We start from the raw sequence: 24,327 nt of genomic DNA on the forward strand, positions 1-24,327 counted from the left end.
AATCAAACCGATATTGAAGCCACATTTGTCACCATCATTTCTAAGGCTTTTTTCTTGAGAGAAACTATATCAAATTTGCCATTTGGCGTTTTAGGAATAGTACTTAATAAATGAATGTATTCGGGTATTTTATAATGTTCTAAATGCTTGTGACAAGAAACTAGTATTTCTTTCTTAGATATTGTTTCTTCATTTTCCAACACTACAAAGGCAAACAGTGCTTCTCCATAATCTTCATGCGGAACACCTGTGATTACCGTAGAATGCACCCCTGGTATATTGGTAATAAAATCTTCAACCTCCTTAGGGCTCACTTTTATCCCTCGAGAATTGATCATGTGATCCATTCTTCCTTTGAAATATAAGTACCCATCTTCATCGAGGGTACAGAAATCACCCGTATACAGTACTTTCTCCCCTGGATACATTCCCTCTTTTAGCTTTTGGGCTGTCTTCTCGGGTTTGTTCCAATATCCTTGCATCACATTCGCTCCTCTTATCACCAATTGTCCAACCGTATTAGGTGATGTAATCCGATGGTTATTTTGATCTACTAACCATAGTTCTGTATTTGGGATAGGAATACCAACGCTATTGGGTTTATTATCTATCTCCGCAGGAGGTAAATACGTACATCTTTTACATTCAGTTAAACCATACATAGAAAAGATATTAGCATCGGGGAATAATTTTTTGATCATATCAATATTATCCTTGGTAAGTGCTGCCCCAGTATTGGTGACCATTCGAACACTAGATAATTCTAATTGATGCTTTATATTTTGCTCATATAACAACATAATCATTGTTGGCACTGCGGGTAAAATGGTTACTTTTTCCTTAATAATTCTTTTCAATAAAAATATTGGCCAGGTAAATTCCTTTTCTAATACAAGTGTAGCTCCTTGAGATATACACATAATCATTTGATAGAGTCCATAGTCAAATGATAAGGGCAAAGCACATAATACTTTGTCCTGTTTTTGATAGTTCAGATAGGTATTAAGAGCGCTCGTTGCAGCAATCATATTTTCATGAGACAACATTACTCCTTTTGGTTCTCCAGTTGAACCTGATGTATATAGAATTGCTGCCAAATCAATACTTATCAATCCGAAGGAGCATAATATATCCTTCTGTTCTCTTATGGCTATTTCATATTTTTTAAAAAAGTTTTGATCTAGATTTGAGTTTTGATTTACAACTATAACCGATGTAAGTTTCGAATCGATAAGAAGTTTTTGATGTTGTTCTACAATCTCAAAATCTGTGATTAGTATCGTCGCACCAGAATCTTCAATGATATATGATAATTTATTGGGCTTTATCTCGGTTCCAACAGGAACCACTATTGCTCCTGTTTTTAATACAGCCCAAAAAGAAACTATAGTTTCTATGGTATTTCCCAAGAGAAGTATTACCCGATCTCCTCGTTTTACACCTTGCTGTTGAAGACTGATTGCAAGGTTGTTTGACAATGAGTGTAGTTCTGAAAATGTAACAGATTTTTCTAAAAAAGATACTGCTATTTTTTTGGAATACAGACGTGCTGACTCTTCCAAGAAATTTTGCATTTTTGGTATCATTACTATTGTATTTAATAAGTTAAAATAAGAAGCAGCATATGTGCTTCAAAAATGTGAATTACCTCTAAATTTAATATACCCGGCCCTTCTAACTTGATGAGACTGAAACTGACGCTTTCAAATTCATCTCAAAAAGCACATAATCGTATATGGTTTGTAATGTGTTAAAATGTCTTGCCTCTATGGTATCAGCATTTACTACGAAACCATTGATGTTATCTTCGAGATAGGTTAGAAAAAACATAGAAGAAAGTGAATCTATTCCTAAGTCATTTTTAAGGTGTGAGTCTAACTGAATTTGTTCTTTGGTTATATTTGGTATGCTATCTAGCAAACCTTCTTTTATAGTGTCTAGTATTTTAAGAGTATTCATGATGTTAAGTTTAGTTAATTGATAAGAAGCTCATTTTGATGTACATTAATTTCAATTTGCTTATTTATAATATCACTTGTTGTATCTCTTTCTCGTATAAGATGAGTTTTACCTTTAAAAACGAGAATCTCGGAAGGATACCCATGACTATGAAAAAGTACTGGTGACGAAGTAGGACCATATGCTCCAGACATTTTTATAGATAGAATATCATTAACAGCGACCTCTTTAAGTAAAATATTACGCCCGATAATGTCATCTGGACTGCATAAAGGTCCAGACACTTGATACTCTTTATTTGTAGCTTCAATTGCAGCGGATATGTTCTCCATAGGAAAATTACGCTTCACTACTCGTCCTGATCCTGCCGCTGCAGAATGGCAATTGGTGCCGCCATCGGTTACAGCAAATATTTTACCGTGATTAGATTTTAAATTATTGACCTGAACTACCATTGAGCCGGCAGTCCCTATAATAAATCTTCCAGATTCCATTATAATTCTAGTATTGGGGTATTTATCATTAAATTGAAGAAATAATGGTTTCATAAGGCTCGTAAATGTTTCTATATCTAATTCGGTTTGATTTGAGAAATATGGTATTCCCATTCCACCACCTACATCAACCATAGAAAAATCGTAATTGTATTTTTGAGATACCTGTTCATAAAGCTTTAAAATATACTTTGTATTTTCATATACTGAAGCTGCATCTAATATGTTCGTGCCATTATACACATGAATTCCTTTTACCAAAACGTTTGGCATGTCTATATAATTGCCAAAATTCTTTATTGCACGCTGTTCTTCTATTCCGAAATGAGTTGGCCTCCCTCCCATTTTCCAAGGAGATCCTTCTGCAGAAAAATCTGGATTAATCCTTATTGCAACATTGGCAGTTACCCCAATCTTTTTCGCAAAATTTGATACTCTTTGTAGTTCAATTTCAGATTCTACCACTATTGCAAAAATGTTTAAAGAAATCGCTTTTTTAAGTTCATAATCTTTTTTGCACGGCCCCAGATAAATAATATCTGATGGAGAAACTCCTGCTTTAAGAGCTATTTCCATTTCAGTTACCGAACAAACTTCGGTGCATGCGCCAGAAGATCTCAGTAATTTTACCAGCGAGATATTTGGGTTTACCTTTAACGCATAGAATACATCTACACAATCTGGCAATGCGTTTTTAAGAGTTTTATAATTATTGATTAACTGTTCTCCATCATATATATAAGAAGGAGTTCCGTATTTTTCTACGGCTGAAAATATATCAGATTTATTCATTCTAATTGGATTTGAAAAAGTAGTTTAATCCTACTTTAACTATTGATAATTTGTGAGATAAATGGGTACAACTTATTTGTCATACCTAGTTTTAAATTAAAAAGAGAAATAAAGCTAAATTGGGTTAGTAGTATACCCAATAACTCTATTTATCTGCATTGAACATATCATATTCTATAAGCCATGTACCATTCTCTTTTTTCCAGAGAATTACATAAGAGCCTTCAAAAATTGGAGATGGAGATGAGTTAACATAGCCCAACATATGACATCTTTGAAAAGCAACATCCATATTTCCGAAAAACTGCAATTCATCTTGAAAAAATTCCACCCGATCTACATCTTTTACGCTTAAAGAAAATTCTTTCTCTATTTCTAACCTGCCAATTCTTGGCTTTTTACCAGGTTTCATAAAGACAGCATTTTTGCTGGTATACTCCTCCGAAATACCTTTAGGATCCTTATTCTTCCATTTTGCTTCAAACCTTCGATCTGCCTTATCGATAAGGTGTGCTTGAATCAGGAGTTCTTTTTTTGTGATTTTTTCCTTTCCATAGTAGCTTACAACAGAATTTTTGTAATCGATCGTTATCGTATCTGAAATTGGAATTTTTACGAATGAAACGAATACTATCACTCCAATTAAAAGTACTATAGAAAGTACTGTTTGTTTGTAACTAATTGTCTTCATTTTGAGTTTTGGTTTTAAGAGTTAATAATCAAGAAATTAGAATTCGAAATTATTTCAACCTAAGCTCGTTCGATATAAAAATTCTAACACTAAAATTCTTTATTATTTAGTATCAACCATCTATTTTTATGTGTTTAACTTAAAAAAAATATGTCAAAATGATAATAAAAACTCTAATACAATGTTAATAGTCTAATTATTTAACAAAAATCGATAGTCAGTCGTAAATATTTTTAAAATAAGTTGTCTATCGGTATATGCCATTTTCATTATTTGATTTATTGATAAACGAAGGTTTGTATGAGAGTCATTCATATAAACAAAATGAAATTATTAAGCATCAACATAATGCTCACCATAAGAAAATATACTTTGTAAAAAGAGGTTTCCTAAAACTAAGTTATTCAAGAGAAGATGGAGAAGAAACAATTCCTATTTTATTGAGTGAAAATCAATTTTTTGGATCTATACAAGTTTTTAATGAATGCCATTATGATTATAACTATGAAACTATACATCCAGAAACATTGATTTATGAATTTAAGATTCTAACGGTAAAATCTTATATCCAAAACGATAATAATTTACATGAAAAATTATGCGCACTAATTGGGATGGAGTACATTATGCTCGAAAAAAGGATAAAATTACTGCAAAGACAATTTGTAAAACAACGGGTTATAGAAACCTTATTAGAATTTAAAGAAAGAAATTACCATCAAGTTACACCAAGTAAAATACAATTGTTTATTCCTATGACGCAGGAGGAATTCTCAAATTACATTAGAGCTTCAAGAGTCATAACTAACAAAGTGATCAATGATTTAAGAAAGGAACTTTTAATTGAGTGCCAACACAATAGCATAATAATAAATAAAAGCTTTTTTGATGCCTACCCGTGTTGGTAACTGATCAAAAAAGCCTTTTTGAATTAGCCTAGATTGAAAAACTCAATCCTTATAATTTATATCCAAAGGATAATTGAATTGTTCTATTATTTCCTTCAGCACCACCTGGAATTCCTTCATCATCTACGATATTTGATAGTCCAAAATCATATCTAAGGTCTGCAAAGAAGTTTTCTGTAATATTCACACCTACACCTGCCACTGCACTAAAATCAAACGTATTAAAATTAGCATCTATACCAGCATTATCTTCCCACTCCCAAATCTTAAGCCCAACTTGAGGACCAATATGTACATTAACCAAATTAGAAAAATTATATTTCAAGAAAATGGGTAATTGTAAGTAATCTACTCGAAGTGTTTCGTCGTCATTACCTTTAGAAGAGTACTGAAATTCAGGCTGAAGACTTAACTTTTCTTTAATTGGAAATTCTGCTAAAAAACCAACAACGATACCAAAACGGTTATCTTCCAAATTTTCGGGAATGTCATCTGAACTAATTGAACTCAGGTTTGCTCCTAATCGAATTCCATAGGTACTTTCCTGGGCCTCACCCCAATAAAACGTTAAAAATAAGAAAGTTACGCACAGTAATGTTTTTTTCATAGTTTAAAATTAAGTTAATAGTTGGGGTACTTCTTATAGCAAATATACAGATTTTATGAAATTAGTTGTTTTTTAATTTTTCATTATACAGAGACTTTATAATTCCATCTGATAATCCAATTTTAGGTACGTAAATATCTTTGGCTCCGCTCCATTTCATGGCTGACAGGTATATACGAGCAGCGGGAATAATAACATCTGCCCTATCTTGATTCAAATTTAATTGCCAAATTCGCTCCTCATATGTAAGAGAATTTAATAATTTATAATAGGAACTTAAATATAAAAATGATAGCGGTTTACCAGTACTCTTCCCACTATTTTTGAAAATATTATTAATATTTCCACCTGAACCGATAAGAGAAATTCTGGAATAGTCTTTTACATGAACTCTTATCCATTGCTCTACTTCTGTCCAGGTATGATCAGGAACCAGATCATTTAATAACCTTACGGTCCCTAATTTGAAAGATTTCGATACAATAGTTTTTCCATTATGAAAAAGTGTGAATTCTGTACTTCCTCCTCCTACATCCACGTATAAGTATGTTGCATCAGTATTAATTAATTCATTCAGATCGGTCATCGCTATAATAGCAGCTTCATCTTTACCATCAATAATATCAATTTGAATTCCGGTCTTTTCCTTGATTAATTGAACTACTTCTTTTCCGTTTTCGGCTTCACGCATTGCCGAGGTTGCACATGCTTTATATCGTACAACTTTATGGGTTTTCATTAATAATTGATATGCCTGCATGGCATCGATCATTCTTATTATGTTCTCTTCAGATACCTTTCTATCTTTAAACACATCTGCTCCTAGACGAATAGGAACCCTTACCAAACTTGTTTTTTTAAATCGTGGTGTTTTTCCTTCTTCTTCGTGGATACTACTAATTAATAATCTTACAGCATTCGAACCAATATCAATAGCCGCGTATTTTTCTATCGTTAACAAAATAATTAATTTCCTAGTTTTTGTAAATAATAATCATAGGTTGCTACCTGAGATCTTATTTTTGTATTCTCGTTTCGAATGTACGCATTATCCCCGTCTTTGGAAAGCAACCTGGCTTTAACATTATCATTCCAGCTTATATCGAAGGTTTCCATAAGCTCTAACTTAATCTCTTCATCATAGATTGGACATGATATTTCCACTCTTCGATCTAAATTACGAGTCATCCAATCGGCAGAAGATATATATACTTTGGGATCTCCTCCATTTTCAAATATAAATAGTCTTGGATGTTCCAAAAATTTATCGATCACACTAATAACTTTGATATTCTCACTCATTCCTTCTATTCCTGGAATTAAACAACATATACCTCTTATGATTAAATCAATCTTTACCCCCGCTCTACTCGCTTCATATAATTTATCGATCATATCATAATCACTAAGGCTATTGAGTTTTAAACGAATTCTAGCAGGGATACCTTCTTTACTGTTTTTTATTTCTTTTTCAATTAATTTCACCAAAGAAGATCTTGTATAATGAGGAGAAACTAACAGGTGTTTATATCTATTAATTTTATAGTTTATTTCGAAAAATTTAAACACTTTATTCGTCTCTTTTAGTATAGACTCTCTAGTTGTAAAAAGAGTATAATCGGTATATATCTTAGCGGTAGATTCATTAAAATTTCCAGTACTTATAAAACCATACCTTTTTAACTTGCCTTTCTCTTCTCTCTCTATAACACAAGCTTTACAATGTACCTTTAAACCAGTTACTCCAAAAATGAGATTAACACCTTCTCGCTGCATTTGCTCTGCATAACGTATATTGGCAGCCTCATCAAAACGAGCTTGTAATTCTATTTGTACTGTAACTTTCTTTCCATTTTTGGCTGCGTTTACCAAAGAGCTTGCAATATGTGAAATACTTGCCAACCTATAAATGGTAATTTTAATACTCTTTACTTTAGGGTCAATCGCTGATTCTCTCAAAAACTTTACCGTATAGGAAAAAGTATGATATGGTGTGTACTGCAGAAAGTCCTTTTTTGCTATCTTATCCAGCAAACTCCCCTGAAGACTTAAACCGGCAATAGTAAGGGGTTGAATAGGTTGATATATCAAATCTGAATTACCCAAATCTGGGAAATTCATATAATCTCTTCGATTATGATATTTCCCCCCAGGAATAATACTATCGGTATTATCAATTCCCATTTTATTCATCAAAAATTCTAGGGTATCTTTTTCAATGGTTTTGTCGTATACAAATCGTACAGGCTCTCCATCTCTTCTTGATTTAACACTGCTGGAGATTTTTTGAATAAAACTCTTACTAAGGTCATTATCAAAATCTAATTGTGCATCTCTAGTAATTTTGATCATGTGTGCAGAAGCACTGGCATAATCGAAAATACTAAAGTTAATATGCATACAATACCTAATCAGATCATCTAAAATAATAATGTATTGCTTTCCATCTTTTTCAGGAAGCACAACGAACCTATCTGTATTTTTAGGGATTTCTATAAGCGCGTAAATCTTTTCCTTGGTGGTCTGATTTAATATTTTGGATATTCTTCCTTCTTTTGGGATTTTATCTTTCAAAACCAGTTTAACCGCTAAGTAAGCAACACTATCTTTAAGATGCGGCACTTCATCTAGATCATTAAGAATAAAGGTAACCAAGGCTGGGCTTACTTTGGTTACAAAGTAATTCCTAATAAATTGATCCTGATCTTCTGTAACTTGAGTTTCGTCTATGATAAAAATATTATGATCCTCGAGCTTTTCACGTATCGTATCAATAGTCTTTAAACTTTCAGTTTGTTGTTTAATTACGATTTTGGTAATTTTTTCTAAAAGTGCATTTGCAGAAATTCCTTTAAGTACATTTTTACCATCCTTTCCTGCGAGATCAATTCTTTTGATCGTTGCGTATCGTACTTTAAAAAATTCGTCTAGATTATTAGAGAAAATACCTATAAAACGTAACCTTTCCACCAAAGGAACAGTATCATCTGCAGCCTCCTGAAGCACTCTTGCATTAAATTGCAACCAACTTAATTCTCTATTAATATATTGATTATTAGCGTTTTCAAGCATTATCTCAATGATTTTGGAAATATTTTTAATAAGTTTTTTCCTACAGATATACTTTTCCAACTATCCTCTTCAAATTCTATTCCTACTACTCCTGCTGTAGGTAAGTTATCTATAGTCTCACTCCCAAAAAGATTAACAAGCGATGTAAACGCATGATTATGCCCAAAAATCATTAAAGTATTAATTTTATTATCACAGTTTTTAATTGTTTCTATGACCTGATTTCCACCAAAATCATACAGCTCTCTCTCTACTTTAAATATATCTCCTGAAATATCTAATTTGCTTAGAATAATTTTGGCAGTATCAAATGCTCTTTTCGCAGGACTAGACAACACCAAATCTATTGGTTTTATTAATGTTTTCAAGTGTTCTCCTACCAATTCTGCATCTCTTAATCCTCTTTTATTAAGAGGACGTTGATCGTCTGGCACATCATACTCCCAAGAGGATTTTGCATGCCTTATCATATATAATGTTTTCATGAACTGATACTATTTTCTATTTATTCGAGTTATATAATACAAGTTTAAGAATAAGCATTTAAAATTTTCTTATTGATAACATAAAAAAATATATAGAACTGTTTTAGCGCCACTCAAGTCACAAATGTCAAAACCAAAAATTGAGACTATATTATATAGGAAGCAATGCTAATAAATCGCTAATTATATGAAAATGAAGGTTATATGAAGATGGTTTTAATCGATAAAAAATGTATTTACATCGAAAAGATGCTTTTTTTCTTATAATTTTAAATGTTAAAATCTAAATTTACATACGGTTTTCCCTTAAATCACAATGTTTTCTCCCCCCCGAAGCATTATGATCACAGATCATCATAATAAAAAAGGGTTTTAAAAACAGAAAAAGTGGAAAAAGAGATTATGAAGAAAAGAAATCGTAATAGATTTCACGACACGAGCCTACTTATTATTCTATTCAGCTTTTGCTCAACATTAGCTTTTAGTCAAGTAGAGGTACCCCTTAAGAAACGCACCGAGTTTACTTTTAAAGGGGATTTCCAGTTTGTATCTAATACAGTTTTAGGAAAAGTTAGTAACGATGATGGCTCTGGAGTTTTTGACCCTAATAAAAGCTACAACGATGGTGGCCTAAATAATCAATTCAGAATGGGCTTTATCGATATCGATAATGACCCTACAACTTTCAACTCTAGTAGTGCAGATTTACATATTGATTCAGAATGTAGCACTATAAAACATGTTGGTTTATATTGGACAGCTTCATATGCAGATGAAAATAGAAAACATGATATTACTTCTATTAAAATAAAGTATCCTGGTCAAAAAGTGTACTCAACCATTACAGATGCCCAAATTATTCATGACTATTATAATGATAAAGATGCTTTGTTTAAACAATATTCATGTTATAAAGATATTACTGAAGAAGTTCTTAGTTTGAAAAACCCACTTGGAACGTATACACTTGCAAATATACCTGCGACTACTTCTGAAATAAATGATGATGCAACTTTAGGTAATGGACTTGCAGGAGGTTGGACCATGGTGGTAATTTATGAAGATCAAACTAAACCAAGGAAACGTTTCTACGTGTATGATGGATTTGTCAACATCGACTCAAAAGCTAAACCAGTTGCTTTTTCTTTTGACAATTTTCAAACCATACCTAATGGTGCGGTACACGGAAAAATCGGAGTGATAGCATATGAAGGTGACAAAGGAATTAGAGGAGATCGCTTTCAAGTGATGTCAAATGAAACGCATAAATACAAGAGTCTTGTTGACGGTACAAACCCGATGAATAACTTCTTTAATGCAAATATTACCGAAAACGGAAGAAACATTACTTCCCGAGTACCTGCTAGTACAAATACTTTGGGATATGATGCTGATTTATTTGATATTAAAAACATTAGAAATAGTATTATTGGTAATAATCAAACCGAAGCTAAATTCAGATTAATGACCGACAATGACGGTTATTCTGTGATGGCAGTTGCTTTTAGTGTAGATATTTATGAGCCGGCAATACATATTATTAAAAGATCAAAATACGCAGACAACGACAAGTTTATACATCCTCAAGATATTTTAGCACCTAAACAAGAAATTACCTATCAACTTACTATATATAATGATGGGAATGACGATGCAAAAAACACTATTATAAAAGATGTTTTACCAAGGAATGTGGTTTTTTCCGAAAAATCTTTGATTTTACCTTCACGTAAAATCAAATCTAAATACGATGAAAATACACGCACGCTATCTTTTAGTGTACCTAACAAAATGGTAAAACAAGACAGTGAACCTTTTCAAATTAGTTACAAGGTTATTGTAGATACCGGTTGTGATTCTATTGAAACTATAGATGACATCTTGGTCGTTGACCAACCGGTAACTGCAGAATTTAATGGTTCTTTAAACGAAACTGTAAAATATTCTAAAGGGTACAATCATATTAACAAATGTGATTTGCCAGATTTTTATCAATTCAAACTTGCAATAGATATTAGCGAGCTTAATTGCCCTAATGCAAGCAAATTAGCAGCTATTGCAAAAAAGAAGTTTGGTCACGATTTAGCCCACGTTGATCCTAGCGATTTTGACAATACAAAAAAATCTAACAATACAAAAAGTGGCGGAATAACACCCGGAGATATTGTACAGAGTAATACCCCTCCTAAAACAGGCTTGGAGTCTGATATGAAACTTAATAGAACGATTAATGATTTAATAAATCTGAATGAAATCTATTTTGATTTTGATAAATGGGACATTACACCAAGAGCAGAAACTGAATTAAACAGAATTGTCGAATTAATGACCGAGGATTATCCAGATATGATCATAAAAATTGAGACACATTCTGATAGTAGAGGTAATCATGATTACAACTTAGATCTCTCTCAAAAACGAGCAGAATCCATCTATAAATATCTAGTAAGCAAAAGTGTTTCTAAATACAGAATCTTATCCTATGTTGGATTCGGGGAAACCCGACCTGTAAACGACTGCCTTGATGGTCAAGATTGTGATGAAGAAGAGTACCGAAAAAACAGAAGATCTAATTTTGTGATAATGGAATAAATGTTTCTGTTATCAGGGAGAAAGACGATCTATACTCCAACTATTATTTTCTAATTTAAATCGAATTCTATCATGTAGACGGTTTGGTCTACCTTGCCAAAATTCAAATTCGACAGGCGAAACACAGTACCCACCCCAGAATGGAGGTTTTGGAATATCTGTATTTTGATACTGTTCTTCTAAAGACTTTAGTTTTTGCTCAAGGATTTCTCTTGAATCTATATGCTCACTTTGATTTGATGCCCAAGCTCCTAGTTGACTTCCTCTAGGCCTAGACTTAAAATATGAAGTACTGCTTTTTTCATCAATTTTAAGAGCTTTTCCTTTGATGATCACCTGTCTTTCCAAATTTGGCCAGAAAAAAGATAAGCATACATTGTTATTATTATCTATGGCGTTGCCCTTTTCAGAATTATAGTTTGTATAAAACACGAAACCTTCTGTATCATAATGCTTTAATAAAACAATACGGGCCTTGGGAAAACCATCTACCCCCAAAGTTGTAAGAGTCATAGCATTGGCTTCATCTACTCCTCCGGCTTCTTCAACTTCATTAAACCAATTTGAAAAAAGTGAAAAAGGTGAATCTGGAAGATATTCTTCATTTAATTCGCTTTTTTCATAAGACTTTCTGTAGTTGGTTAAATCTTTATTCATAATAGCAGTATAAGTATTGCAATTTAATTATTTTCCTGTTCGGATATTCTTAAAAATTTTATTTCGTTTTAGAATTCAAACACTTTCCCATCATCTGCTATTTCAACATTTTCAAAAACTGTTTTTGCTTCATCACGAAATAGCTCAATATTTTCGTATCTGGTAGAATAATGCCCCAAAATTAATGTTTGCACATTAGATTTTTTAGCAATGGTAGCCGCCTGAATCGCAGAACTATGCCCGGTATGTTCACAAAGATGACTATGACTTTCTAAAAAAGTAGATTCATGGTACAACACGGTAGCATTCTTTATAATCTCAATTTTATCTTCATGATATTTAGTATCACTACAATAAGCATAGCTTTTAATAGGTCTTGGGTCATCAGTCAACTCTTTATTTGGGATTACTTTTCCCGAATCTAAAACCACATCTTTCCCTTTTTTTATAGCGCGATAGTACGCTTGATCAATATCATAATTCAAAACTTTACTCATTAAAAGTTTACGATCTCCTGGTTTTTCTTTAAACAAAAAACCATTACAATATACTCTATGCTGTAAAGGTATAGTTTGTACGATTACATTTTCATCTTCAAAAACAACCTCAGATGATGTACCGGTAAGTTCATGAAAATGTAAAGGAAAGTTGGTCCACGAATTTGATAGTTTTAACTGAAGTGTAATAATTTCTTTCAACCCTTTGGGCCCATGAATATGGAGAGGTGTTTCTCTGGTAAGGAGTCTAAAAGTAGATACGAGACCTATTAAACCAAAAAAATGATCTCCATGAAGGTGTGAAATAAAAATATGTTTTATTCGCGAAAATTTAATTTTATTCCTCCTTAACTCTACTTGTGTACCTTCACCACAATCTACAAGAAAAACATGATTATTAATCTCAAGAACTTGCGAAGTTGGATTCGTAAATGTTCTTGGAGTTGCCGAATAACAGCCTAAAATAGTAAGTTTCAAAATTTATTTTACTTCTTAATTTATCAAAGTGTGAAGATAATTTAATCCTAGATATTTATCAATCTATTGATCAAAAGAATCAAAAGAAGTTAGAAGAGAAATATAACCATCAACATCTAAATCACTTCTAAAACCTGTAGTTCCCAACACTAAGCCCTCTTTATTTAATATAAGAATTGCAGGAAAAATCAATTTCTTATTATATCTACTGGCAAGTTTCTTATTCTTTTGCTTTTGTTCTTTAGAAATTTTATTCTTTTTACGTCTGGGAAAATCTGCCTTTAACCAGACATACTTCTGTTTAGCAAAGGATTTAAACTTCTCACTTGACAACACATATTTTTCCAACTTAATACAGGGAGGGCACCAATCTGACCCAGTAAAGAAAAGAACAATTTTTTGATCTTTTTCTTTAGCCAGCGACAAAGATTCTTCCAGATCATATTTCCAGTCCTGTGCGATTGCAGAAAAACCGAAAAACAATAAAAATAATACAGTAATTTTTGGGGCTAGTTTACTCATACCCATTAAGACGTAACTAAATCTTAAAGTTTACAAAAAAAACTTAAAATTCCAGATCACGCTCTATTTCTTCCATTTCTACTAAATCATACGCCTCTTGTAATGTAGGTACGATAGTGATTTCATCTGGTGCCTCGTCATAAGAAATTCTTTCAGTAACAATTACAAAAGAATGATTAGAAGCTCTATGCTTGTTAGAAACTCTCAAAAACTCATTAATATCGTCTATTGAAATATCCTTCAAAGAAAACAAGTTAATGATGATATTATCATTTTTCAAAGAATCGTAAGCATCTTCTAAACGTTTAACAAATTCTACAATGGTAGTCTTTTCCTGTGTGATGATAGTTGTAGAACCATCTTTATTAAAAATCATAAATTATCGTTTAATTTTAGAAGCCAAAAGATATATCACTGCCATTCTCACTGCAACTCCATTTTGAACCTGATCCAAAATAATGGCTTGGTCTGAATCAGCTACATCGCTCGTTATTTCAACTCCACGATTAATGGGTCCCGGATGCATTATTACTATTTCCTTATCTAAACTATCAAGTAATTCTTTGGTTACTCCAAATTGCTGGGTATATTCTCTGGTAGATGGAAAGTAACTAATTTCCATTCTCTCATTTTGAACTCTGAGCATATTAGCAATGTCGCACCATTCTAAAGCCTTTCTTAAATCTGTTTCTACCTGCACACCTAACTTCTCTATATATTTAGGTATTAATGTCTTAGGCCCACAGACTTTTACCTCGGCTCCTTGTAAATTTAGAGCAAAAATATTAGAAAGTGCAACTCTTGAGTGTAAAATATCTCCTACTATCACCACTTTTTTTCCTTCCACCTCGCCTAATCGTTCTCTAATAGAGTAAGAATCTAATAGGGCTTGAGTAGGATGTTCATGCGCTCCATCTCCAGCATTTACAATACTTGCATTTACATGTTTTGATAAAAACACACCAGCTCCTGGATTTGGATGTCTCATAACTACCATATCCACTTTCATAGAAAGAATATTGTTAACCGTATCAATAAGGGTTTCTCCTTTCTTTACAGATGAAGATGCTGCAGAAAAGTTTATTACATCTGCAGACAAACGTTTTTCTGCTAGTTCAAAGGATAATCTTGTCCTCGTACTATTCTCAAAAAAAAGATTCGCTACCGTAATATCACGTAATGAAGGAACTTTCTTTATAGGTCTGTTTATGACTTCCTTAAAATGATCAGCAGTCTCGAAGATTAAGTCAATATCTTCCTTATTCAAATATTTTATTCCCAGTAAGTGATCTACACTTAATTCGCTCATCTTAAAACTTTAATTTCTTTTAAGTCTTTATTTCTCTATTAAATACACTGCATCTTCTCCTTCATTCTCTTTCCAGTTTACCTTAACCTTTTCCTGATTTATAGCATCTACCTGACGACCTCTATAATTTGGCTGTATAGGTAAATGTCTACTAAAACGCCTATCAATCAAAGTTAACAGTTCTATTTCTGAGGGCCTCCCGAAAGATTGTACCGCAGTTAACGCAGCTCGTACACTTCTACCCGTATATAAAACATCATCAATAAAAACAACTCTTTTGTCTTCTACCACAAAATTTATATCTGTTTTATTGGCTTCTAAAGGCTTCTCTCCTCTTCTAAAATCATCACGATAAAAGGTAATATCTAAATACCCCAAATTAACTTCGGCAACCTGATAATCTGTTATCAAAATTTCTTTAATTCGATCTGCAAGATATGTTCCTCTAGGCTGAACACCTATTAAAACTGTATTCTTAAAATGTGTATGATTTTCGATTAATTGACAAGCCAAACGGTGCAGAATAATATCTATCTCTTTTGCACTAAGTAGTAATTTTTGACTCATATTCTCCAAATGGATATCTGGAATACAAAAGTAGTGAAATTTTAGAATTAATTCCTAAGCTATAATTCAGAAGTTTTACTCAAACTTAATTTTCTACCCTAAACAAAAAAAGCCACTCTACTGAGTGGCTTTTGTATATCAAAAAGTTAGAAACTAGTTTCCTCCTTTTTCCATTTTTGCTTTAAGATCTGCTAATGCATCGATATCACCAAGCGTTGTCTTTTCTGCTGAACTTGCAGCTTTCTTAGCAGCTTGCTTAACGATTTTAGCTTCTTCTTCTTTGAATAAAGCAGTGTGAGATGCAACCACTCTCTTGAATTCTTTACTGAACTCAATGATTTGGAATTCTGCCTCTTCTCCTTTTTTCAATTTGCTTCCATCTTCTTTTTCAAGGTGACGAGAAGGTACAAACGCAACGATATCTTCGTTGAATTCGATAGTTGCTCCTTTATCAACTATTTCAGAGATAGCTGCAGTGTGCTTAGTACCTAAACCAAACTCAGTCTCATACTTATCCCAAGGATTCTCCTCAGTTTGTTTGTGACCTAAACTTAATTTACGTCCTTCTACATCTAATTCAAGAACAATTACATCTAGAGTATCACCAACATTAGTAAAGTCTGATGGGTGCTTGATTTTCTTAGTCCATGAAAGGTCAGAGATATAAATTAATCCGTCGATTCCTTCTTCTAGCTCAACGAAAACTCCGAAATTAGTGAAGTTACGCACGATACCAGAGTGCTTAGAACCTACAGGGTATTTAGAAGTAATATCTGTCCATGGGTCTGGTGTTAATTGCTTAATACCTAGGGACATTTTACGCTCTTCTCTATCTAAAGTAAGAATTACTGCTTCAACTTCATCTCCAACTTTCACGAAGTCCTGTGCAGAACGTAAGTGAGTTGACCAAGACATTTCTGAAACGTGGATCAATCCTTCTACTCCTTCTTCTACTTCGATAAACGCACCGTAATCTGCGATTACAACTACCTTACCTTTTACTTTGTCACCAACTTTAAGTTCTTTATCAAGAGCTTCCCATGGGTGAGGTTTCAATTGCTTAAGACCTAACTGGATACGCGTCTTAGCCTCATCAAAGTCTAAGATTACAACATTCAATTTCTGATCAAGTTCAACGATCTCATTCGGGTGGTTAATTCTTGACCAAGAAAGGTCTGTGATATGGATAAGTCCGTCAACTCCTCCAAGATCAACGAATACACCGTAAGAAGTAACATTCTTAACAGTACCTTCTAATACTTGACCTTTTTCTAATTGACCAATAATCTCTTTTTTCTGCTCTTCGATATCTGCTTCGATAAGCGCTTTATGTGAAACTACAACGTTTTTGAATTCGTGATTAATTTTCACCACTTTGAATTCCATTGTTTTCCCTACATATGCATCATAATCTCTAATTGGTTTTACATCAATTTGAGAACCTGGTAAGAAAGCTTCGATTCCGAAAACGTCTACGATCATACCTCCTTTAGTTCTACACTTTACAAAACCATTTACGATTTCACCAGAGTCGTGTGCAGCATTTACTCTATCCCATGCTTTAATTACACGAGCTTTACGGTGTGATAAGATTAACTGACCTGTAGCATCCTCACGAACATCGATCAATACTTCTACTTTATCACCTACTTTAAGATCTGGGTTGTAACGAAATTCGTTTAGTGAGATAACCCCTTCACTCTTAGCATTAATGTCGATAATAGCATCACGATCAGTAATATTAATTACTGTTCCCATTACTACCTCATCATTTAGAGTGTCTACGAAATTTTCAGCAACCAACTTCTCAAATTCTTCTAATTTAGAATCTGCGATAGGATCGATTCCTTCTTCGTAATTGTGCCAGTTAAAATCTTTTAGAAATTGCTCAGGATTTGCTTGTTGAGCAGATACTTCCTGAACATCTGTGTTTTTTGTTTCTTCAGACATTGAAGATAAAATTTGTATCCTGTGTATTATTGAAAGTCAAGGCGATAACTACACAGAAGCGTTTTTAAATTATACTAAATAATCCTTTTCTACTCTCTTACTCGCTAAAAAGGAGTGCAAAAGTACAATTTAATTTATTAGAAAACAATTATTTAGTTTATGAGTCTGTCTTTAAAAACTCTTTCGAAACTAAAGTTCATTTTTGCATCTAATAAAACTTATAATTCCTAGACTAGTATTCAATAATTTCAAACTCACTTCGTCTATTTGTTTGATGTTCCTCTTCGGTACACACCTTATTTTCACAATCTATTAACGGCTCAGACTCTCCAAAACCAACAAACTGCATTCTTCTGGCATTTACATACCCTATTAATGCTAGATAATTTCGTGTAGACTCTGCTCTTCGTTCAGACAATAATTGGTTATACGAACTGGTCCCTCTACTATCGGTATGTGAGCTAATCTTGATATATACCGTTTTATATTTTTCTAATTTAAGTGCTAGTTTATCTAATACTTTTTTAGAATCTGCTCGAATATTCCATTTGTCATAGTCGAAATAAATCGGAGGCATTTCAAAGTATAGTTTTCCATTTTTTTCTATTACCGGAGGCCCCTCTGTATCTGCCATTAGCATTTCACGTAATCTGGCTTTAGATATTTCTTCTTCCCTTTTTCTATTAGAACTTGTGTTGGTAATTGAAGTACCTTCCTTAATGTTTAAACTATCTTTAATTCGAATTCTATCTTCATTTACAGAATCATCTTTCCTCCTATCTTTATCAAGATAGACAATGTACGTTTCATTCTCTTTTTCTTTCACTAAAACCGCTCTGGTTTTTGTTTTATATCCAAAAGCAGAAGCTTTAAAATTATATTTACCTGAGAACAATTTTATATCGAAACCGGCTATAGAGTCTAGTTGACTCTCATACACCACTTCATTATCTTCATCATACAAGACAACTTCAGATTTTGAAATATAGCTATCAGAAGCAAAATCTCTAACTTCGAAACGAGCAATATATTCTTTAGGAAAAATTTCTCCTATCTGAGTAAAAGAATAAATATCATCCCCTACTTTTTTACGATTAGAAGCAAAGAAGCCATCTGTTTCGTTATAATATGCTAAAGAAAAATCATCATAACTAGAATTTATCGGTGCTCCCAAATTAATAGGCTTAGTAAGTTCTCCATTCTTAAATTCGGAAACAAAATTATCTAGCATCCCCAATCCTAAATGACCGTTGGAAGCAAAAAACAAATGCCCTTTTTCTGAAATAAATGGAAACTGTTCTCTGTTTTTCGTATTGATAACCTCTCCCAAATTTACTGGTTCCCCAAAGGTTCCGTCAAGGTTTACATCAACATAATAAATATCAAAATCACCGTAACCTCCTGGCATATTCGAAGCAAAATATAGCTTTTCACCATCGGCAGATAATGAAGGGTGCTCTATAGAATAATTAACATCATTGAAGTCTAATTTTTCTGGTTTACCCCATTCTCCTTCAACTTTAGTAGCCTTATATAAATGAATAGAATTATTTCTTATACTATCGTACTTTTTCTTCCCTTTTTCAGAATTACTTTTGGAAATATAAATAGTGTTCCCATCATTCGAAAAACAGAAATTACCCTCATGAAGTTTCGAATTAATCTCTTTGGAAATGATCTCGATATCTGAAACCGGTTGGTTTTTCTTGTCTACTTTTACTTTGTAGATATCTAAGAAAGGCCTATGTGTCCATTTATAGTTCTTATCAAGAGGACTGTATGGTCTTCTATCGGTAGTAAAGTAGACTGTACTATCCTTTTTTATCGCGCCAAATTCGGAAGCATCAGAATTAAAAGAAGCAGACTTTACCTTATAATCGTCATCTTTTAGTTTAAAATTCTCTATAGTTGAGATCGCTGAAGTTTTATCAAACTCTTTATCGGTATCATCAGCGGTATACTTGGCTAAAAAAACAATAGATTTATCATATTCTCCCAAGGCCGAGAGTACCTGATACATCATAAAATTATACTTATTATCATATGACTTATCACGATCATAAAATTTTCCAGAAGTCAAAATTTTAAGATAGCGATACGCTTTTCTAAACTGAAAGGTATTATAGTACGAAGTACTAATATGATACAGAATATGCTTAGTATACCCTTCTTGATTTAATTGTTGTTCATATTGCTCTGCTGCATTTAAGAAATCTCCCTGTTCGAAAAAACGATCTGCTCGGCTTTTCTTCTGAGAAAATGCAAACTGTGCTATTAAAGCTATAATGAGTAGTAATCTTGTTTTTGCCATCTTAGAAAAATCTTGGAGAAGTATGTTTATTTCCGAATCTTAGAAGATCAAAATTATACAGGAGTACAATTTCATGACTTCCATTGTTATAACCACTTAGGTCACTTACACTAAAATCATATGAATATCCTATTTTTAGGCTTTGGTTAATATTAAACCCAGCCAAAGCAATAAAGGAATCGGTATATCTATATGACACTCCTAATTCAAACTTCTCATAAATCAATGAATTTAAAGAAAGGTCAAAAGTCATAGGAGCATCTATTACCTGTTTAATCACAAATGACGGTTTTAGTTTTACCTCATCAACAAAATCAAACACATATCCTGCTACCCCATACAGGTGGGTCTTTGTCTCTGCAACTCCAATTCCATCTATATCTACATCACTCGGTAGTAAGTTTGGTGAAGAAATACCAGCATAAAAATTATGAGTGAACAAAAATATACCCGCTCCAATATTAATTTGAGTGGTGGATGTGTTATCTGCAAAAGCTGGATCATTGGCCACATCAGACCCTGAAGGGTCTATTTGAAAATTGTTTATACCCGCTTTTAAACCATATGATAATTTTGCCTGGTCAGAAATTCTAGTGATATATGCAAAATCTACATTCACATAGTTATTATCTACTGGAATAGCATCACCAATCCTATCATTCACATAGTTGACACTAAGCTCTATTTTTTCACTCATAGGGATATTTGCAAAGACATTTGCCGTTTGAGGGCTTCCTTCGATGCCTGTCCATTGCTTTCTAAATAATAACCCAGTAGAAATTAACCCATTTTGATTGGTTACATATGCTGGATTAACCGTACTCATATTATACATATATTGTGAGTACTGAGGTTCTTGCTGTGCGAAGGTTACTGAGCAGAACACTATGGTAATTATACTTATTAATCTAAATTTCATAATTGTCTATCTGCTTAGGTAAAAACTCCCTTGTATGGGTAAATTATTCTCGAAATTAGGGCTGAATATGTAAAAATATGTCCCCGAAGGAAGATCATCTCCTAATCTAACTGAAGTATTACTTTCTCCTCTGAATTCTTGAATATCTCGTCTACCTTCATAAACCAAGGTTCCGTAACGGTTATAAATCTTAAGATCAAATTCTGGGAATGCCTCCGGAAGGTTGTAAACATCTTCTATAAATAAATCGAAAGTATCATTTTGATTATCTCCATTTGGTGATACTCCATCTTGAAAATCTAACGTACATAATTCTCCTGTGGAAGATCGCTCTCCGGTATTTAAGATATTTATCTCTACCGCTACTCGCTCAGACTCACAATTATCAACATCAACATTTGCAATGTAATACACTTGATTATCTAAAAGTATGGGATTATCTACAATTGGAATTTCGCTTTCTAATGTAGTATACCAATTAAAATTAAGAACATCAACTTCGATATCTTCAAGTCTTGCAGCATCGAGAATACAAAACTCCTGATTAGGAACTTCTGGCTCTGGTAGATCAACAATCTGTACTGCTACATTTAAAGAAGATTCATCACAAGGTTCTGCATTGGTAACTACATATCTAAAATTATAAACTTCATTGGTCAATGTTTCAAATTCTAGTACTCCTTCAGGAGTAAGAACTCCTGTTCCATCGGTATCTTCAAACACCCCAGTTCTTGGCGTATCTCTATCAAGAAGAGTGAATAAATTAACCCTACCATCTATCTTACAGAAAGTATCTGCCCTATCGGTTCCAATGGTAACAGGCTCGACCACTGTAATTCTAACTATTGCAGTATCTGGGTTAGGACAGCCATCGTTACTTGGGACCGTATAGGTATAATTTCCTGGTCCAAGTATTGGCAAAGTCTCATCATCCATATCGAAACGTCCTAAATGATCGGTAGACATATACCCAAATGGACCTGTCCAGGTTCCTGTAGTGTCCGGAGTTCCGGTAAGCAAATCGAATAACGTAACCGTTAAATCATTTGAACACACAGCAAAATCACTACCTACTCCTGCATCTGGTGTTGGATGTAAAGTAAAGCTTAATTGCGCATTTTCTACACAACCTCTGCTTGTAGTTGTCGTATAGGTTAGCACATAATCTTGAGGAGCAGAAATCGATGGAAACACAAAGTCATTGTCAAACACAGTTCCAGCCCCATCTGTCCAAATACCCGTATCTACAATTGTATCTGTTCCATTGGTATCTAGTAAACTTCTTAGATCTACCTGTACATCGCCTTCACAAAGGTCTATATCATCGGTATCTTCACCAGCATAATCAAATTCTAGGATTTCTATGGTTACAGTTGCAGTAAGTATATCGCAAGGATTATCTGAAAAAGTAGGATCTAAAGGGTCAGTAACAAAAGGATCACATATCTCATCGGGATTCGTACAATTAATATCAGGAGTCACTCCATACTCAAAAACATAGGTTCCCGCCGGAGCTAAAGCCAGATTTACCGTTCCTAAATAATAATCTACAGATGTATCAAAAGTTTCTATCGTGTTAGGTTGCTCCACCAATCCTAACGAACTAGGACCAGAAACCAATCTCCAATTCACATAATAACTATTATCATAAATAAAATCAAAACCACCCTGATTGGTAAACTCCAGTAAATCAAAAAGATTTATAGTTCCAGAAGTATTTCTACATAATTCTGGTGTTGGTGTAATTTGATTAAAGGGACGCAATTCTTCATATACAGTAAAAATGACCGATGTATTTTGATCTTCACATACTCCAGAACGCTGTGCCACATTATATTGGTAGCTAAAAGATTCACAACCGAATCTTAAGTTTGTTCCTCCAGCGGTAATTTGATCATATACTGCTCGTATGTTTACCATAGCATCTAACTCATTAGAAATTTGACCGGTTGGTTCTGGAGTAGTCCAAATACCCTCAAAATCTTCTCCCAATAAATATGTATCATCTCTTAAATTGATATCGGTATCGTAGGCACCTGCAAGTATTTCAGACTCACATATATCTATTTCCTGTCCCGCACCAGGATCTACCTGTCTAATCATCGAAATACGAACAGTTGTTTCATCAAAAGGATCACAAGGAGAAAGTCCTTCTACTCTATATGTAAACTCAAAAACCTCCTGATCTACCAAAGGTAATCCAGGTTGATAAGGTATACGCGCCGAGAACTCAGAACCAACAATTCCCAAAAAATTTGGGCTAGTTCCATTATACACCCATTCTCCATTTAAGTGAGGTGGCGGATTTAAAACATCTGAAGTAAGAGCATTAAAAAGATCAAAAGCATCCTCGTCACAGGCCTCTACATTTACATTTAGAGTTCCAAACGGTGCTAAGGCCTTTCCAGAATATGGTCCTAATACTACTCGTGCAGACCGTATAGGAACATCTCCACATGCAACACTGCGTAATTCAAAGAAATAATCACTAAAAGTAACTGCAGTGGTGGAAAATTGTAAATCCCAAGTAGATAAATTTCCGGTGGCTTCGTCAAAGGCAACACTAAATCTTGGGTCTATGCTCCAAGTACCATCTGCGGGAGTTGTTCCTGTTTCATTGTAGATATTAACAATCCCATCTGGATCACCATTTATATCAAAATCAATCGTCTCCATACTACATACGTTAATAGTAATAGTACCTGGATCTACACACTGAGCATATAAAAAGTCACAGAGGAAGATAAACCCAAATAGTAGTGTTTTGGTGAAAAATTTTGCTGGAACAAATGGTAATTTATTCTCTATATGTTTCAAAATTAGTTAGTTTAAGTAAGCGAAATTATAATTTTTTGTTAACAAAACAAGTTTTTATCGATAAATTTCGCCTTTAATCGATAATTTAATTAAAGTTATTTAACTTCTTGACTTCAAAACATTTACCACATCACTTAACTTATACCCCTTGGCTTGCAGAAGAATTAGGTAATGAAATAATAAATCGGCACTTTCGTTTAAGAACAACTCTTCATTATCATCTTTAGCTTCAATTACTACCTCTACAGCTTCTTCTCCGACCTTTTGTGCTACTTTATTGATTCCTTTTCTAAACAATGATGCTACATATGATTTTTCATCATTTTGATTTTCTTTTCTACTCTCTATAATCGACTCCAGTTCAGATAAAAACCCGAAAGATTGCGTATTCTTACCAGCCCAACAGGTATCTGTTCCTGTATGACATGTAGGCCCTACAGGGTTTACAAAAACAAGCAATGTATCTGAATCACAATCGTTCTTGATATCAACAAGGTTTAAAAAATTACCACTTTCTTCGCCTTTGGTCCATAGTCTTTTCTTAGATCGGCTATAAAAGGTTACTTTTTTAGTAGCCATGGTCTTTTCATAAGCTTCCAAATTCATATACCCAAGCATTAGTACATTTTTTGTAGTTGCATCTTGAATAATTGCTGGCACAAGTCCATCTCCATTTTTATTAAAATCTATTTCCATAATAT

Annotated in this window: 21 protein-coding genes; 2 read left to right on the forward strand and 19 right to left on the reverse strand. The window is 33.4% G+C overall.

Annotation, left to right across the window (positions count from 1 at the left end; all coding sequences use genetic code 11):
* Positions 1-2 precede the first annotated feature (2 nt).
* The 4 genes from M0D21_RS01940 to M0D21_RS01955 all read right to left on the reverse strand — a co-directional run bounded on the left by M0D21_RS01940 (position 3) and on the right by M0D21_RS01955 (position 3,936).
* Entirely contained in the window at positions 3-1,586 is a 1,584-nt protein-coding gene (locus M0D21_RS01940; RefSeq protein ID WP_248325978.1) for a class I adenylate-forming enzyme family protein, read from the reverse strand.
* 88 nt (positions 1,587-1,674) lie between these two features.
* Positions 1,675-1,959 carry an acyl carrier protein gene (locus M0D21_RS01945; RefSeq protein WP_248325979.1) on the reverse strand — a complete coding sequence of 95 codons (285 nt, stop codon included), beginning with the start codon at positions 1,957-1,959 and terminating at the stop codon, positions 1,675-1,677.
* A 14-nt stretch (positions 1,960-1,973) separates the two neighbouring features.
* On the reverse strand, positions 1,974-3,245 hold the full coding sequence (locus tag M0D21_RS01950; RefSeq protein WP_248325980.1) for a type III PLP-dependent enzyme domain-containing protein: 1,272 nt from the start codon (positions 3,243-3,245) through the stop codon (positions 1,974-1,976).
* Between the two features lie 145 nt (positions 3,246-3,390).
* Positions 3,391-3,936, reverse strand: coding sequence for a YybH family protein (locus M0D21_RS01955; RefSeq protein ID WP_248325981.1), 546 nt, complete (start codon positions 3,934-3,936; stop codon positions 3,391-3,393).
* Positions 3,937-4,193: 257 nt separating this feature from the next.
* Here M0D21_RS01955 and M0D21_RS01960 point away from each other — a divergent pair, with 257 nt between their 5' ends.
* Positions 4,194-4,844 (forward strand): Crp/Fnr family transcriptional regulator, encoded by a 651-nt coding sequence (locus tag M0D21_RS01960; protein WP_248325982.1) that lies wholly within the window; start codon positions 4,194-4,196, stop codon positions 4,842-4,844.
* 49 nt (positions 4,845-4,893) lie between these two features.
* Here the strand turns inward: M0D21_RS01960 and M0D21_RS01965 are convergent, their stop codons facing one another.
* From M0D21_RS01965 to M0D21_RS01980, 4 genes are all read right to left on the reverse strand, one after another.
* Positions 4,894-5,451 carry a porin family protein gene (locus M0D21_RS01965; RefSeq protein WP_248325983.1) on the reverse strand — a complete coding sequence of 186 codons (558 nt, stop codon included), beginning with the start codon at positions 5,449-5,451 and terminating at the stop codon, positions 4,894-4,896.
* A gap of 61 nt (positions 5,452-5,512) precedes the next feature.
* Positions 5,513-6,412: a Ppx/GppA phosphatase family protein gene (locus M0D21_RS01970; protein ID WP_248325984.1), complete on the reverse strand. Its 900-nt coding sequence runs from the start codon at positions 6,410-6,412 to the stop codon at positions 5,513-5,515.
* A 5-nt stretch (positions 6,413-6,417) separates the two neighbouring features.
* On the reverse strand, positions 6,418-8,523 hold the full coding sequence (ppk1, locus tag M0D21_RS01975) for a polyphosphate kinase 1 (protein WP_248325985.1): 2,106 nt from the start codon (positions 8,521-8,523) through the stop codon (positions 6,418-6,420).
* Positions 8,523-9,008, reverse strand: a complete 486-nt coding sequence (locus M0D21_RS01980) for a SixA phosphatase family protein (RefSeq protein ID WP_248325986.1) — start codon at positions 9,006-9,008, stop codon at positions 8,523-8,525. The genes ppk1 and M0D21_RS01980 overlap by 1 nt, the downstream gene beginning before the upstream one ends.
* Before the next feature lie 387 nt (positions 9,009-9,395).
* On the opposite strand from M0D21_RS01980, the gene M0D21_RS23035 reads away from it, so the two are divergent.
* Entirely contained in the window at positions 9,396-11,600 is a 2,205-nt protein-coding gene (locus M0D21_RS23035) for an OmpA family protein (protein WP_248325987.1), read from the forward strand.
* Between the two features lie 12 nt (positions 11,601-11,612).
* Here M0D21_RS23035 and pdxH read toward each other — a convergent pair whose 3' ends face one another.
* From pdxH to hisIE, 11 genes are all read right to left on the reverse strand, one after another.
* Entirely contained in the window at positions 11,613-12,257 is a 645-nt protein-coding gene (gene pdxH / locus M0D21_RS01990; protein WP_248325988.1) for a pyridoxamine 5'-phosphate oxidase, read from the reverse strand.
* Positions 12,258-12,325: 68 nt separating this feature from the next.
* The gene (locus M0D21_RS01995) at positions 12,326-13,231 is read right to left on the reverse strand and encodes a ribonuclease Z (protein WP_248325989.1); all 906 of its coding nucleotides are present in this window, start codon (positions 13,229-13,231) and stop codon (positions 12,326-12,328) included.
* A 63-nt stretch (positions 13,232-13,294) separates the two neighbouring features.
* On the reverse strand, positions 13,295-13,753 hold the full coding sequence (locus M0D21_RS02000) for a thioredoxin family protein (protein WP_248325990.1): 459 nt from the start codon (positions 13,751-13,753) through the stop codon (positions 13,295-13,297).
* Positions 13,754-13,796: 43 nt separating this feature from the next.
* On the reverse strand, positions 13,797-14,129 hold the full coding sequence (locus tag M0D21_RS02005) for a ribonuclease Z (RefSeq protein WP_248325991.1): 333 nt from the start codon (positions 14,127-14,129) through the stop codon (positions 13,797-13,799).
* 3 nt (positions 14,130-14,132) lie between these two features.
* Positions 14,133-15,062: an aspartate carbamoyltransferase catalytic subunit gene (locus M0D21_RS02010; protein WP_248325992.1), complete on the reverse strand. Its 930-nt coding sequence runs from the start codon at positions 15,060-15,062 to the stop codon at positions 14,133-14,135.
* A gap of 27 nt (positions 15,063-15,089) precedes the next feature.
* Positions 15,090-15,629 carry a bifunctional pyr operon transcriptional regulator/uracil phosphoribosyltransferase PyrR gene (gene pyrR / locus M0D21_RS02015; protein ID WP_248325993.1) on the reverse strand — a complete coding sequence of 180 codons (540 nt, stop codon included), beginning with the start codon at positions 15,627-15,629 and terminating at the stop codon, positions 15,090-15,092.
* Between the two features lie 153 nt (positions 15,630-15,782).
* Complete coding sequence (gene rpsA, locus M0D21_RS02020) at positions 15,783-17,579, reverse strand: 30S ribosomal protein S1 (protein WP_248325994.1); 1,797 nt, start codon at positions 17,577-17,579, stop codon at positions 15,783-15,785.
* Between the two features lie 232 nt (positions 17,580-17,811).
* A complete protein-coding gene (locus tag M0D21_RS02025; RefSeq protein WP_248325995.1) occupies positions 17,812-19,890 on the reverse strand; it encodes an OmpA family protein in 2,079 nt (692 codons plus the stop codon).
* Between the two features lies 1 nt (position 19,891).
* Positions 19,892-20,809: a PorP/SprF family type IX secretion system membrane protein gene (locus M0D21_RS02030; RefSeq protein ID WP_248325996.1), complete on the reverse strand. Its 918-nt coding sequence runs from the start codon at positions 20,807-20,809 to the stop codon at positions 19,892-19,894.
* Positions 20,810-20,815: 6 nt separating this feature from the next.
* Positions 20,816-23,626, reverse strand: a complete 2,811-nt coding sequence (locus tag M0D21_RS02035; protein WP_248325997.1) for a T9SS type B sorting domain-containing protein — start codon at positions 23,624-23,626, stop codon at positions 20,816-20,818.
* Between the two features lie 99 nt (positions 23,627-23,725).
* Positions 23,726-24,322 (reverse strand): bifunctional phosphoribosyl-AMP cyclohydrolase/phosphoribosyl-ATP diphosphatase HisIE, encoded by a 597-nt coding sequence (gene hisIE, locus M0D21_RS02040; protein WP_248325998.1) that lies wholly within the window; start codon positions 24,320-24,322, stop codon positions 23,726-23,728.
* Positions 24,323-24,327 lie beyond the last annotated feature (5 nt).

The sequence above is a fragment of the Aquimarina acroporae genome, assembly GCF_023195925.1.
Lineage (GTDB): Bacteria > Bacteroidota > Bacteroidia > Flavobacteriales > Flavobacteriaceae > Aquimarina > Aquimarina acroporae.